The following is a 13,638-nucleotide window of genomic DNA, read 5'->3' on the forward strand; positions in this document are numbered from 1 at the left end:
GGCTCGCTATCCGCGGGCCGACAACGACGTCAACATTGGAGGCGCAAGGGAATGTCGATCCCCACAACGCACCAGGATCCAGTACTCCTCGAGATGCGGTCCATCACCAAGGAATTCCCCGGCGTGAAGGCGCTCTCGAACGTCAACCTCCGGGTCAAGGTGGGCGAGATCCACGCGATTTGCGGCGAAAACGGTGCAGGAAAGTCCACCCTGATGAAGGTGCTCTCCGGGGTGTACCCGTACGGCAGCTACGAGGGTGAGATCGTCTACCAGTCCGAAGTCCAGCAGTTCAAGGACATCCGGGCCAGCGAGCACGCAGGAATCGTGATCATCCACCAGGAACTCGCGCTGATCCCGGAGCTGTCCATCACGGAGAACATTTTCCTCGGAAACGAACCGGTCCGCCGCGGCGTCATCGACTGGGCCGAAGCACGCAAGCGCTCCATCGAGCTCCTCGCCCGCGTTGGCCTGCGCGAGGACCCGGACACCCCCATCAAGGAAATCGGCGTCGGCAAGCAGCAATTGGTGGAAATCGCCAAGGCCCTGAACAAGTCCGTCAAACTGCTCATCCTCGACGAGCCCACCGCGGCGCTCAACGAATCCGACTCCCAGCACCTGCTGGACCTGATCCTGGGCCTGAAGGGCCGCGGTATCACGTCCATCATGATTTCCCACAAGCTCAACGAAATCGAGCAGATCGCGGACGAGATCACCATCATCCGCGACGGCAAGTCGATCGAGACCCTCAATGTGAAGGAAGACGGCGTCGACGAGGACCGGATCATCAAGGGCATGGTCGGCCGGACGCTCGAGTCCCGGTTCCCGGACCATACTCCGAAGATCGGCGAAGTCTTCTTCGAGGTCAAGGACTGGACGGTCGGGCACCCCCAGATCCAGGACCGCCTGGTCTGCAAGGGTTCCAACTTCCACGTCCGCCGAGGCGAGATTGTGGGCTTCGCCGGCCTCATGGGCGCCGGGCGCACCGAGCTCGCCCGCTCAGTATTCGGCCACTCCTACGGCCGCTTCATTTCGGGCCAGGTGTACAAGGACGGCAAGCCGATCACCATGCGCAATGTCCGCCAAGCGATCGACGCCGGCCTCGGCTACGTCACCGAGGACCGCAAGAGCCTCGGGCTGAACCTCTTGGACGACATCAAAACAACCACGGTGGCGGCCAACCTGAAGAAGATCAGCCGGGGAATCGTGGTGGACACCAACAAGGAATTCACGGTGGCCGAGCAGTACCGGAAGTCGCTGCGCACCAAGACCCCGTCCGTGGAGGAGGGCGTATCGAAGCTCTCCGGCGGCAACCAGCAGAAGGTTGTGCTCGCCAAGTGGATGTTCACTGATCCGGACCTCCTCATCCTGGACGAACCCACCCGAGGAATCGACGTCGGCGCCAAGTACGAGATCTACGGCATCATCCAGCAGCTGGCCAACCAAGGGAAGGGCGTGATTGTGATTTCTTCCGAACTCCCCGAACTGCTGGGCCTCTCTGACCGTATCTACACCATCTTCGAAGGCTCCATCACGGGTGTGCTGAACAAGGATGAAGCCAGCCAGGAGAGCCTCATGAAACTCATGACTTCCAACCGCAAAGCCGCCTGACCCCGGTCGCCTCCAGAACCACACGGACACAAGGACCCAAAACAATGAACGCGCTCAAGAAGCTATTTGGCGGCAACACCCGCCAATTCGGCATGATCTTCGCACTGGTTGCACTCGTCATCTTCTTCCAGATCTTCACCTCGGGCCGCACGCTCACCCCGGGCAACGTCATCAACCTCTTCAACGGCAACTCCTACATCCTGATCCTGGCCATTGGCATGGTCTTGGTCATCATCGCCGGCCACATCGACCTTTCCGTCGGTTCGGTCGCGGCCTTCGTCGGAATCTCCGTGGCCCTGGCCATCAGGGACTGGCACCTGCCCTGGTACGCAGCTGTCTTGTTCGGTCTCCTGCTCGGCGTGCTCATCGGTGCCTGGCAAGGATTCTGGACGGCATACGTCGGCATACCAGCGTTCATCGTGACCCTGGCCGGCATGCTGCTGTTCCGCGGGTTCAACCAGTTCGTCGGCAAGTCCAACACGGTTCCCGTCCCTGAAGACTTCCAGTACCTCGGCTCCGGGTACCTGCCCGAGATCGGGCCGAAGACCGGATACAACAACCTGACGCTCCTCCTGGGCCTCCTCGCCGTCGCGTACGTGATCTTCAGCGAACTGCGCGGCCGCCGGACCGCCCAGGCCTTGGGCGCGGACGTCCCCGAAGCGTGGGTGATGGTCACCAAGCTCGTGCTGATCAACGCCGCGATCCTTTACGCGACGTACCTCTTCGCCACGGGCCGCCCCGGAACCTCGTTCCCCATCCCGGGCCTCATCCTGGCCGTCCTGGTCCTGATCTACGGTTTCATCTCCGCCAAGACGGTCATCGGCCGCCACATCTACGCCGTGGGTGGCAACCGCCACGCGGCCGAACTGTCCGGAGTGCAGTCCAAGAAGGTCAACTTCATGGTCATGATGAACATGTCCGTCCTCGCCGGTCTCGCCGGCATGATCTTCGTGGGCCGCTCGACCGCCTCGGGCCCGTTCGACGGCGTCGGCTGGGAACTGGACGCGATCGCGGCAGTATTCATCGGTGGCGCTGCGGTCACCGGCGGCGTGGGCACGGTGATCGGCTCGATCGTCGGTGGCCTGGTCATGGCTGTCCTCAACAACGGCCTGCAGCTCCTCGGCGTCGGCGCCGACCTCACCCAGATCATCAAGGGCCTGGTGCTGCTGGCAGCAGTTGCCTTCGACGTCTACAACAAGACGCAGGGCAAGAAATCGATCATCGGAATGATGATGAAGAACTTCGGCCGGACCAGCGAGGCTGCCCCGGACGAGACAACCTCAACCAAGGAAGTCATCTCGAAGGAAGCCTGACCGGCTTCAAGACGGCTTGTTCCATCCACAACAAAGAAAGCGAACCAAGATATGCGAATGTTTGGTAAAGCAGGAAAGGCAGCAGCAGTAGCTGCGATCGCGGCACTGGCGCTGACGGCCTGCGGACGTACGGACAGCGGCAGCTCCGGTGGTGCATCGAGCGGCGGCGAGGCATTCCCCAAGGGTTCCTCGATCGGCGTCGCGCTCCCCCAGAAGACCAGTGAGAACTGGGTCTTGGCGGAGAAGCTTTTCAACGACGGACTCAACAGCGCAGGCTTCAAGCCGGACGTGCAGTTCGCCAACGGCGGCGTTTCGGAGCAGCAGAACCAGATCAGCGCCATGGTCACGAAGGGCGATAAGGTCATCATCGTCGGCGCGATCGACGGCGCGCAGCTCGGAACCCAGCTCAAGCAGGCCAAGGACGCAGGCGCCACGGTCATCGCCTACGACCGCTTGCTGTTGAACACCTCCAACGTGGACTACTACGTGGCGTACGACAACTTCAAGGTCGGTGTGCTGCAGGGCCAGGCCCTGCTGGACGGACTCAAGGCCAAGAAGCCGAGCGGCCCGTACAACATCGAGTTGTTTGCTGGCTCCCCGGATGACGCCAACGCGAAGGTCTTCTTCGACGGCGCCATGAGCATCCTGAAGCCGAAGATCGACGACGGAACCCTCAAGGTGGTATCCGGCCAAAAGTCCTTCGAACAGGCCGTTACCCAGGGCTGGAAGGCAGAGAACGCCCAGAAGCGCATGGACACCCTGCTCGCAGGTACTTACACCAGCGCGGCCCTGGACGGTGTGCTGTCCCCGAACGACACCCTGGCACGCGCCATCCTGACCTCGGTCAAGGCAGCAGGCAAGCCGCTTCCGGTCGTGACCGGCCAGGACTCCGAAGTTGAGTCGGTCAAGTCCATTCTTGCCGGTGAGCAGTACTCCACCATCAACAAGGACACGCGCAAGCTGGTTGAGCACGCGATCAAGATGGTCCAGGACCTGCAGTCCGGCAAGCAGCTGGAGATCAACGACACCAAGTCCTACAACAACGGCGTCAAGACCGTTCCGGCCTACCTGCTTCCGCCGGTCATCGTCACCAAGGACAACGTGAAGACGGCTTACGTGGACGATCCGGTACTCGGCCCGCTCACCAAGTAGCAATATCGCTTCAAGCACCACAGCGACGGCGGCCATCCCCACTCAAGGGGGTGGCCGCCGTCGTCGTACAAACAGGGCAGGCGCAATGAGAGGATGGGGCGCATGAGTCTGCATATCGCCAAACCGTGGTTGTTCAGCCAGCCGAACCAGGATCCCCGCGCCGCCACCGGCAAGGCCCTGAACTGGGGCATTGTCGCCACGGGCGGAATTGCCAAGACCGTGAGTGGCGAACTCGCCCAACTCGAGGACGCAAACCTCTACGCGGTGAGTTCGCGGCGCCAGGAATCCGCGGATGCCTTTGCCGCCGCGCACGGGGTCGCGAAGTCCTACGGGCGCGACGGCGATGTACCCGGCTACCAGCGGCTGCTCGCCGATGACGCCGTCGACGTGGTCTACGTGGCCACCCCGCATGCCCAGCACTTCGAGATCGTCCGGGACGCCCTCAATGCAGGGAAGCACGTCCTGTGCGAGAAAGCTTTGACCATCAACGGCCGTGAAGCCGCAGAACTCGTCGCATTGGCCCGGGAACGGAAATTGTTCCTTATGGAAGCCGTGTGGAGTCGGTTCCTGCCGAGCATGCAGAGGGCATTCGCGATCGCCGCATCCGGCGAACTGGGAGACATCAAATGGGTCAGCGCCGACCTTGGATTCCCTGCGCCTTATGATCCCTCGGCGCGCATCTGGGCACCGGCCGACGGCGGCGGAGCCCTTTTGGACCTCACGGTGTATACCTTGCTGTGGCCCCTGGGCACCCTCGGTTTCCCGCAGTCGGTCAGCGCAATCGGCACCTTGACCGAGGACGGCGTCGACTCCCAAAATGCGCTCACGCTGGCTTACGACGGCGGTGCTATCGCCCAGCTGACGTCGTCGTTGCTGGCACACGGGCCGCGCTCAGCATCCGCTGCCGGCTCCAAAGGCTTCCTCCAGACGCAAGGGTCCATCAATAATCCCCGCGAGCTGCTGGTTCGAACCGGCTGGGATGAACCCCGGACCGAGCGCTTTGACGCAGTCGGGATCGGCTACACCTACGAGCTGCGCGAGGTTACCCGCTGTATCCAGCAAGGGCTGACCGAAAGTCCCGTGATGCCCCTGGATGATTCGCTGAATACGATGCGGCTGTTCGACGGTGTCCGCGCCCAGCTCGGAATCCGATACCCCAATGACGCCCGCTGAGGCGGGCGCCTGAACTGAAAGGCGAATCCTTTCCTCCAACCTCTGGACTAGTTAACTAGCGAGGCCTAACATGGAAGGGATCGTGGATCGCGCTGGCGCTGGGGGGTGTCGAGATGGAAGCTGAGCAACGAAAGTCGCCCATTCTTCGTGTTCTCCGCTCCGTCATGCTCGCCGGCGCCGGGGCCGTCGTATGGATCGCCCTCTCGTCCACAGCAGCCAACGCCGATTCCGGGAACAACAACCCTGGCCTTCTAGGCGGAACGGGCCCTGCGGTATCAAACGTCGCGCACAGCGCATCCAAGGGGATTTCCGGCACCGTCAACAACGCGATTGCGACTGTGGTGGCCGTTCCGGCACCCGCTGCGGTTTCCATTCCGGCGCCCGCTGTCGCGTCCGTTCCGGTCCCCGCTGTTGCGTCCGTCCCGGTCCCTCAGCTACCCGAGGTTCAGCTGCCTGCGGCACAGGTGCCGTCTGCAGTAGCAAACGAAATTCCGCAGCTGACGGCGGGCGCTGACCAAGTTTTGGCCAGCACACCGATCGTCAATGCAGTCGTCCCTGATGGCACGGTCGGTGCCGTGACGTCAACCGTTGTACCGCCCGTAACGCGAGCGGTTGACGGCGTCGGGTCAGGCGTTGGCTCGTTGGTTGGCAGCCTTCCGGTTGCTGTACCTGATGTAACCCTTCCTTCCCTGCACGTCCCCGATGCCGCGGGAACAGGCGAGCTCCTTGGCGCGGAACCCGCTGTTGCGGAGTCCGCCGACGGAGTCGCCTCGGTGCCGGCCACGGATGTCGTCGCGCCGCTGCCCGGCCTCGCCGGTCTCAGTGACCTGACGCTCCCGAACGGGACACCTTCGAAGGCACCCGTTTGGACCAGCGGTTCCAACGATCCTTCAGGGCCGCTGTCCGGAGGGACGTTCCCGCCCGGTGCACCTGGCGGCAGCCACGCCATCAGCGGATCCGCAGTCCTTTCGAGCAATGCTGCGGGTTCTGCTGCTGCCTGGCTCGAGGGCACGAACCTGATTTACCCGTTGGCTGGGACCCTCCTGTCCCCAGCTGCAGCCGGCAGAGTTCCGGCCCCGGTGTCGTTTGACCCGGGTTCATCTCCTGATTAGTTCGCAGCCCCGCCGCTCCCCCGGAGGAAACCAATTCCGGACCGTGGCAGATGGCCAATCCAGGCGTACACGCAGTGTCCTGCGGACGCCTTTGGGAACTACTCATTCAGGAGAAAAACACAATGCACAGCATGATTCGCAAGGGGCTGCTTGGCACCCTCTTTGCCGGTGGGTTGATCGCCCTCGGCGCGACTGCCGCGAATGCGGCAGACACCACTGCAACTGCGCTGGTTAATTCCCCAGGCACTCAAGTGGTTGCACCGGTTTCGGCCCCGGTTTCTGTCGGGTCGACGTCGGTATCTGTCCTTTCAAACCCGGGCGCCACGACCATCGCCCCGGCTCCGGCCCCAGCTACGGCTCCCGTCACTGCCCCGGTAGCGGCACCCGTCACCGTCGGTGACACCACGGTGAACGTGCTCACCACCACCCCGGCAGCCACCACCACCGGCACCGGAGCCACCGCTCCCGTCACCGCACCGGTAGCGGCACCCGTCACCGTCGGTGACACCACGGTGAACGTGCTCACCACCACCCCGGCAGCCACCACCACCGGCACCGGAGCCACCGCTCCGGTCACCGCACCGGTAGCGGCACCCGTCACCGTCGGTGACACCACGGTGACCCTGCTCGGCACCACCCCGGCAGCCACCGGAGCCACCCCCCCCGTCACGGCACCCGTCACCGTCGGTGACACCACGGTGACCCTGCTCGGCACCACCCCGGCAGCCACCGGAGCCACCCCCCCCGTCACGGCACCCGTCACCGTCGGTGACACCACGGTGACCCTGCTCGGCACCACCCCGGCAGCCACCGGAGCCACCCCCCCCGTCACGGCACCCGTCACCGTCGGTGACACCACGGTGAACCTGCTCGGCACCACCCCGGCAGCCACCGGAGCCACCACCCCCGTCACGGCACCCGTCACCGTCGGTGACACCTCGGTCAACCTGCCCGGCACCGTGCCGACCGGTACCGGCATCCTCACCGGTGCGGGACTCACCGGACCGGTAGCAGCACCCGTCACGGCACCCGTCACGGCACCCGTGACGGGCGGTGACACCACGGTGAACCTGCTCGGCACCACCCCGGCAGCCCCCGGAGCCACCACCCCCGTCACGGCACCCGTCACCGTCGGTGACACCTCGGTCATCCTGCCCGGCACCGTGCCGACAGGTACCGGCATCCTCACCGGTGCGGGACTCACCGGACCGGTAGCAGCACCCGTCACGGCACCCGTCACGGCACCCGTGACGGTCGGTGACACCACGGTGAACCTGCTCGGCACCACCCCGGCAGCCACCGGCACCGGCACCGGAGCCACCACCGCCGTCACGGCACCTGTCACGGTCGGTGACACCTCGGTCAACCTGCCCGGCACCGTGCCGACCGGTACCGGCATCCTCACCGGTGCGGGACTCACCGGACCGGTAGCAGCACCCGTCACGGCACCCGTCACGGCACCCGTGACGGGCGGTGACACCACGGTGAACCTGCTCGGCACCACCCCGGCAGCCACCATCACCGGCACCGGAGCCACCACCGCCGTCACGGCACCTGTCACGGTCGGTGACACCTCGGTCAACCTGCCCGGCACCGCGCCGACGGGTACCGGCATCCTCACCGGTTCGGGACTCACCGGACCGGTCGCTGCACCCGTCACGGCACCCGTCCCGGCACCCGTCACCGTCGGTGACACCACGGTCAACCTGCGCGGCACCACGCCGACGGGGCCCGGCATCCTCACAGGTACGGGACTCTCCGGACCGTTAGCTGCACCCGTCACGGCACCCGTCCCGGCACCCGTCACCGTCGGTGACACCACGGTCAACCTGCCCGGCACCACGCCGACGGGGACCGGCATCCTCACAGGTACGGGACTCACCGGACCGGTAGCTGCACCCGTCACGGCACCCGTCACCGTCGGTGACACCACGGTGAACCTGCTCGGCACCACCCCGGCAGCCACCATCACCGGCACCGGAGCCACCACCCCCGTTACGGCACCTGTCACGGTCGGTGACACCTCCGTGAACCTGCCCGGCACCGCGCCGACTGGTACCGGCATCCTCACAGGTCCGGGACTCACCGGACCGGTCGCAGCACCGGTCGCGGCACCCGTGACGGTCGGTGACACCACGGTGAACCTGCGCGGCACCACGCCGGCAGCCACCCTCACCGGCACGGGAGCCACCAGCCCCGTCACGGCACCCGACACGGTCGGTGACACCTCGGTCAACCTGCCCGGCACCGTGCCGTCAGGTACCGGCATCCTCACAGGTACGGGACTCACCGGACCGGTGGCAGCACCGGTAGCGGCACCCGTGACGGTCGGTGACACCACGGTGAACCTGCTCGGCACCACGCCGGCAGCCACCATCACCGGCACGGGAGCCACCACCCCCGTCACGGCACCCGTCACGGTCGGTGACACCTCGCTGAACCTGCCCGGCACCGTGCCGACAGGTACCGGCATCCTCACCGGTGCGGGACTCACCGGACCGGTAGCTGCACCCGTCACGGCACCCGTCACGGTCGGTGACACCTCGCTGACCCTGCCCGGCACCGTGCCGACAGGTACCGGCATCCTCACCGGTGCGGGACTCACCGGACCGGTAGCTGCACCCGTCACCGTCGGTAACACTCCCGTGAGCCTGCTCGGCAACCCAGTTACCGGCATCCTCACGGGTGCGGGACTCACCGGACCGGTAGCTGCACCTGTCACCGTCGGTAACACTCCGGTTAGCCTGCTCGGCACCCTAGGTAACGGCATCCTCCCAGGTACGGGATCCATCGGAACCGTGCACCTGCCGCTGCCGATCGGCATTGCATCGGTGGGCCTGGGTCTGCCTTCCACGAACCCGACGACAGTCACGCTGCCCGTCGTAAACCAGCCGGCCGTAAACCAGCCGGTCAGTGCCCAGGGCTTCGGCGATTCGGCCTCGGCAGTTCCTTCGGTTGTGGCGCCGGCGGCCCTTGCATCCGGAACTGCAGCACAGGCTAATGCGGGCTCTCTCACGGCTGCGGCAGCGGGTGCTGTCGGGGCTGGAACTGCCGTTCTCGCAAGCACCGGCTTCGATGTCCTGTGGCTGGTGTTCGCGGCAGCTCTCCTGCTGCTTGGACTGATCGTGCTTGTTGGCAGCCGGAAGATCCGGGCAACCACACGCGCGTAGGCAACGAAAGCGCTTCCCCACCCAATGGGAAGTAGCCCGCACGCAGCTCCTCCGCAGGGCAAACGCCCCGCGGAGGAGCTCACGCGTGAAGCCTGCGGAGTCCTGGAGACTGCGGCGCGTTACGCCGTAACGTCATGAACCAGAACGTCTGCCGGTAAATAGACCGGGGGAAACAACTCGGAGGAAACGCGCCGGCGATAGTCGCGTTCTCCGTAGGCTTCAACCATCTTCCCAAAAAGCCGCTGCCCCTGAGCTCGCAGTCCCTCCAGATCGATGCCTGGGAGCGAGCCGTCAACAACTACGGATCGGCCCGCAACGTACGTGTCGGTGACATTCCGTGCGGAACCGTTGAGGATGAGCGTGCGCAATGGATCTTCCACCACCCCGTCACGGAAGTCACCCAGTGATGCCACCATGATGTCCGCTTGCGCTCCCGGGCACAGCCGTCCCAGGTCGTCACGGCCCAACGCCTTAGCCCCTCCCAGGGTGGCGGCGTTAAAGAACGCGGAGACGGTGCCGGCATCCCGCCGGCCCTCCGCGATGCGGGCCAGGTGCGTGCCGACGTCGATGCCTTTGATGAGGTCCGGCGGGAACGAATCGGTGCCCAGGCACATGTTGACCCCTGCGGCTGCGAAGGCGTCGAAGGACTTCAGCATCCCCGAGTAGTGGAACGAAGTCAGCGGACAGTGGACGATGCTGACGTCGTTCCGGGCCAGCAGGTCCAGCGCCCCGCCTTCCGCGCTGGAGGATGGGTCCGTGCCGTCGATGACAACCCCGTGCGGGATGAGGAGCCGCGTCTCGAGCAGTCCGGAATCCGCAAGCTGCTCCAAGACGGTGCGACCGGTGAACTTGAGGAGGAAACCGTCCTCATTGGGCTGCTGGAGGCAATGCAGGCGGACCAGCGCGTTGCGTTCCCTGGCGAGATCGGCAGTCCTGCGCATCAGTTCGTCCGAGAGCGTCTCGATCCTGCACGGCAACAAGACACCGGTAAGCAACGGGTGTCCCAGCTCGTCGGCGTAATCGAGGAACCGTGCCGCATCGGCGAATCCCTTGCGCCCCTCCTCCTCGTCGAAGAGGATCACCCGCCCGCCGTCGTCGTCGGTGACGTTGACTCCTGAGCGGTACGCCGGGCCCAGAAAGCCGCGCAGCCCGAGCTCGATGCTGGCCTGCGCCATTCCTTTGAGCTCTTCGAAGCTTTCCGCCCAGGAGCTGTGGATCTCCGAGGCAATTGGCATGTAGGTGGTCACGCCGTGCAAGGCCAGCTGCGCCAGCGCAAACCTTCTTACGCTCTGGCGTTGTGCCGCGGTGAAGACATCGTGGCGACGGTTGTGGAAGTAGTCTTTGGACCACTGCAAGCCCGGAGCGATCTCCTCGGAGGGCCAGGAGTCGAAGATCATGTGATCGATGTCCGTCAAAGCGTCAAGATCGATAAGGCCAGGCGCGATCAAGCTCTGCCCAAAGTCCCGTCGTTCGTCGACGGGACCGCTGTAATCGGTCCCCACGTAGATGATCTGGTCATCCCGCATCACGACGTGCCCATCCGTGTGCATGACGTGCCCGGTCCCGTCATAGCCGAGGACGTACCGGGCAGAAAGCTGGATGATCATGTTTTCCTCCAATTTGGTATTCCAAAAGACAGTGGCCACAGCCTGACCCGAACCGACCGAACGCAATAAAGCCGGATCTTACGCACCCTTGAGCCGCATTTGTGATTTGCCTTGCATTGCAATGTGATCCACCTTACCATCTTTGGTATACCAAAGGGCGGGTTACTTATCCCTCGCCACATGCAGCACATGAAGGGTGCACAACAATGAAGATCCGATCCACAACAACTCCGGGGGTGGATACGCCCGCGGTCGATGTCGATCACGGCGGGACCCGCCTCTTCACTCCGACCGCGCGGCAATGGGGATCGATGATCCTGCTGTCCACAGCCGTCTGCGCCGTCGCCATCCTGGCCGGAACACACAAGATCCCCCTCGGCAACACCGCGATTGTACTCATGCCGGTGTTGTGGGCCGTGTTGATTGGCGCAGTCATCGGGGTCCAGAAAGTGCGCCCCATGTCCGGCCAAAGCCGCGCCGTGGCCTCGGTGTTGCTCAACGTCAGCATCGTGATGTTCCTCGCGGCGCTCGGCACCCAGGTGGGTCCGTCACTCGCAAAACTGACCGCCCTCGGCCCGGCCATCCTGCTCCAGGAAGTCGGCCACATCTTTGGAACGGTGATCATCGCCCTGCCGGTCGCCGTCGCGCTGGGCATGGGCCGGACGGCCATCGGCGCCACCTGGGCGATAGACCGCGAATCGTACCTGGCATACGCACTGCAGCGGTTCGGCGTGAAATCCCCGGTCTACCGCGGGGTGTTCTCCGTGTGGCTGCTGGGCAGCGTCTTCGGCGCAGTTTTCATCTCACTGTTGGCCGGCCTGCTCGGCGGTATGGGCATCTTCGATCCGCGTGCCCTCGCGTTGGGCCTGGGCCTGGGCTCGGGATCCATGATGCTTGGCGGCGTCGCCGCCCTGTCCATCCTCTACCCGGGACACGCGCCGGAGATTATGGCGCTCGCGGCACTGTCCAACCTGGTGACGAACCTGGTGGGCTTCTATGCCGGGGCCTTCCTTTCGCTGCCGATGTCCCTGCGGCTCTACAAGTTCTGGTCCCGCCTCTTCCGCCGTAACGACGACGGCAAGCGCCTCGACCGCGACGGGAACGCCGTTGCCGCCAAGCTGCGTCGGACTCAGGACCGGGCCACAGTGGACGTTTCAGCCGTGCTCCAGGACCCCGAGGTGCGCACCAAGCCCTCAACGTGGATTATCGCGTTCACGGCAAGCATCGCCATGGGCGTGGTCCTCAATGCCCTGGGCACCAAGTCCACCAGCGTCAACGATGTGATCGGCGTGGTCATCCTTGGCCTCCTGACCGCCCTGGCCTTCGTCTTCGCCAAGTACGTGCCGGCCGTGCCGTCGAGCGTTTGGGTCCTTGCTCTCGCCACCCTGGCAACCGCGCCAATTCTTCCTTTCAGCGGCATGATCGTCTCCTTCACCCACAACCTTGACGCGCTCTACGTGGGCCTGGGGTCGATCGCCCTGCTCGGCATGAACGTGGGGCGCGACGTCAACGCGCTCAAGACCCTGAACTGGCGCACCGTCATTGTTGCAACACTCACCTTCTCCGCGAGTTTCATCGCAGCCGCGGCGCTCGCGCAATTCGTCATCCATGTCTGAGTGGTGATGCGGAACAGCTGACGCCGAACCGGGCGGGTGGAGTGGACTGGTTTGTCTACTCCACCCGCCCTCTTGTGTCTTAACCCACGCCACATGCGGGTGATGTTCGACGCATCGCGGCTCCTGCATGCCCGGAGTTGTGGTGCCGCCCGTGTCAGATTAACGGTGGGTGGACGCCAGGCCACCTGTTGCTTGCTAAGATCTAAAGGCTCGACCGGCACCCCGGAGAGCCTCCCCACAAACTGGCCCTGACCGGACGTGCCCCCATGCGCCGGAACCGGCCCCTGCCTGACCCGAGGAGACCCGCGCCTTCATGACCGCATTGGCCGAACCGGAATATTTCGAGGACTACGACGAGGATTACCGCAGCGAACTGGACTCGCGGTACGAGGAAGGTTTCGGGCAGGGTCCCGAGCTCGACGACGACTACGGCAATGGCTACGACGAACTCGACAAGCTCTTCGATGGTTTGTTTGACGACGACGATGACCTTGATGCCGCACCGGCCAAGAAAGCGGCCCCGAAGGTCGCTACTGTAAAGGCTGCTGTAAAGAAGGAAGCCGCAAAGGTCGCCGCGCCGAAGAAGGCTGCCGCCCAGTCGAAGCCCAAGGCCAGCCCGGTCATCACCCGCAAAGTGGTGCCGGTAGCTGCTCAAGCGGCCGATGCCCCGCTTGCTGATGCCGAAAAGACGGCGGTCGTGGCCTTGGCGGAGACTGCCGCCGTCGCAAGTCCCGCCGAACCGGCCGCCGTCGTAAGTGCCGCCGTCGAGCCCGCTGCCGTCGAACCCGCTCCGGCGGAAGAAGCCGCGGCTCCTGCGGTCCCGGACAGCCCCTTCTTCGCCCCGCACATCGCCCCTGTCAACGAGCACGTGGAATTCCTCCGCAAGC

Annotated in this window: 8 protein-coding genes; 7 read left to right on the forward strand and 1 reads right to left on the reverse strand. The window is 64.7% G+C overall.

Features of this window, described 5'->3' with window-relative positions:
- Nucleotides 1-51: 51 nt before the first annotated feature.
- The 6 genes from mmsA (at nt 52) to L0B83_RS01940 (ending at nt 9,528) form a co-directional block, all read left to right on the forward strand.
- Complete coding sequence (gene mmsA / locus L0B83_RS01915) at nt 52-1,608, forward strand: multiple monosaccharide ABC transporter ATP-binding protein (protein ID WP_234756430.1); 1,557 nt, start codon at nt 52-54, stop codon at nt 1,606-1,608.
- Between the two features lie 44 nt (nt 1,609-1,652).
- Entirely contained in the window at nt 1,653-2,921 is a 1,269-nt protein-coding gene (mmsB, locus tag L0B83_RS01920) for a multiple monosaccharide ABC transporter permease (RefSeq protein ID WP_234756432.1), read from the forward strand.
- Nucleotides 2,922-2,972: 51 nt separating this feature from the next.
- Nucleotides 2,973-4,073: a substrate-binding domain-containing protein gene (locus L0B83_RS01925; RefSeq protein WP_234756434.1), complete on the forward strand. Its 1,101-nt coding sequence runs from the start codon at nt 2,973-2,975 to the stop codon at nt 4,071-4,073.
- A 102-nt stretch (nt 4,074-4,175) separates the two neighbouring features.
- Entirely contained in the window at nt 4,176-5,246 is a 1,071-nt protein-coding gene (locus L0B83_RS01930; protein ID WP_234756436.1) for a Gfo/Idh/MocA family protein, read from the forward strand.
- A 113-nt stretch (nt 5,247-5,359) separates the two neighbouring features.
- Nucleotides 5,360-6,358 (forward strand): hypothetical protein, encoded by a 999-nt coding sequence (locus tag L0B83_RS01935; protein ID WP_234756439.1) that lies wholly within the window; start codon nt 5,360-5,362, stop codon nt 6,356-6,358.
- 122 nt (nt 6,359-6,480) lie between these two features.
- Nucleotides 6,481-9,528 (forward strand): beta strand repeat-containing protein, encoded by a 3,048-nt coding sequence (locus L0B83_RS01940; RefSeq protein WP_234756441.1) that lies wholly within the window; start codon nt 6,481-6,483, stop codon nt 9,526-9,528.
- Between the two features lie 119 nt (nt 9,529-9,647).
- Here L0B83_RS01940 and L0B83_RS01945 read toward each other — a convergent pair whose 3' ends face one another.
- Nucleotides 9,648-11,135, reverse strand: a complete 1,488-nt coding sequence (locus tag L0B83_RS01945) for a chlorohydrolase family protein (protein WP_234756444.1) — start codon at nt 11,133-11,135, stop codon at nt 9,648-9,650.
- A 206-nt stretch (nt 11,136-11,341) separates the two neighbouring features.
- On the opposite strand from L0B83_RS01945, the gene L0B83_RS01950 reads away from it, so the two are divergent.
- The gene (locus L0B83_RS01950) at nt 11,342-12,751 is read left to right on the forward strand and encodes a DUF3100 domain-containing protein (RefSeq protein ID WP_234756446.1); all 1,410 of its coding nucleotides are present in this window, start codon (nt 11,342-11,344) and stop codon (nt 12,749-12,751) included.
- Nucleotides 12,752-13,638: the final 887 nt, after the last annotated feature.

Origin of the sequence: Arthrobacter alkaliphilus (assembly GCF_021483235.1) — a bacterium.
Classification (GTDB): domain Bacteria; phylum Actinomycetota; class Actinomycetes; order Actinomycetales; family Micrococcaceae; genus Arthrobacter; species Arthrobacter alkaliphilus.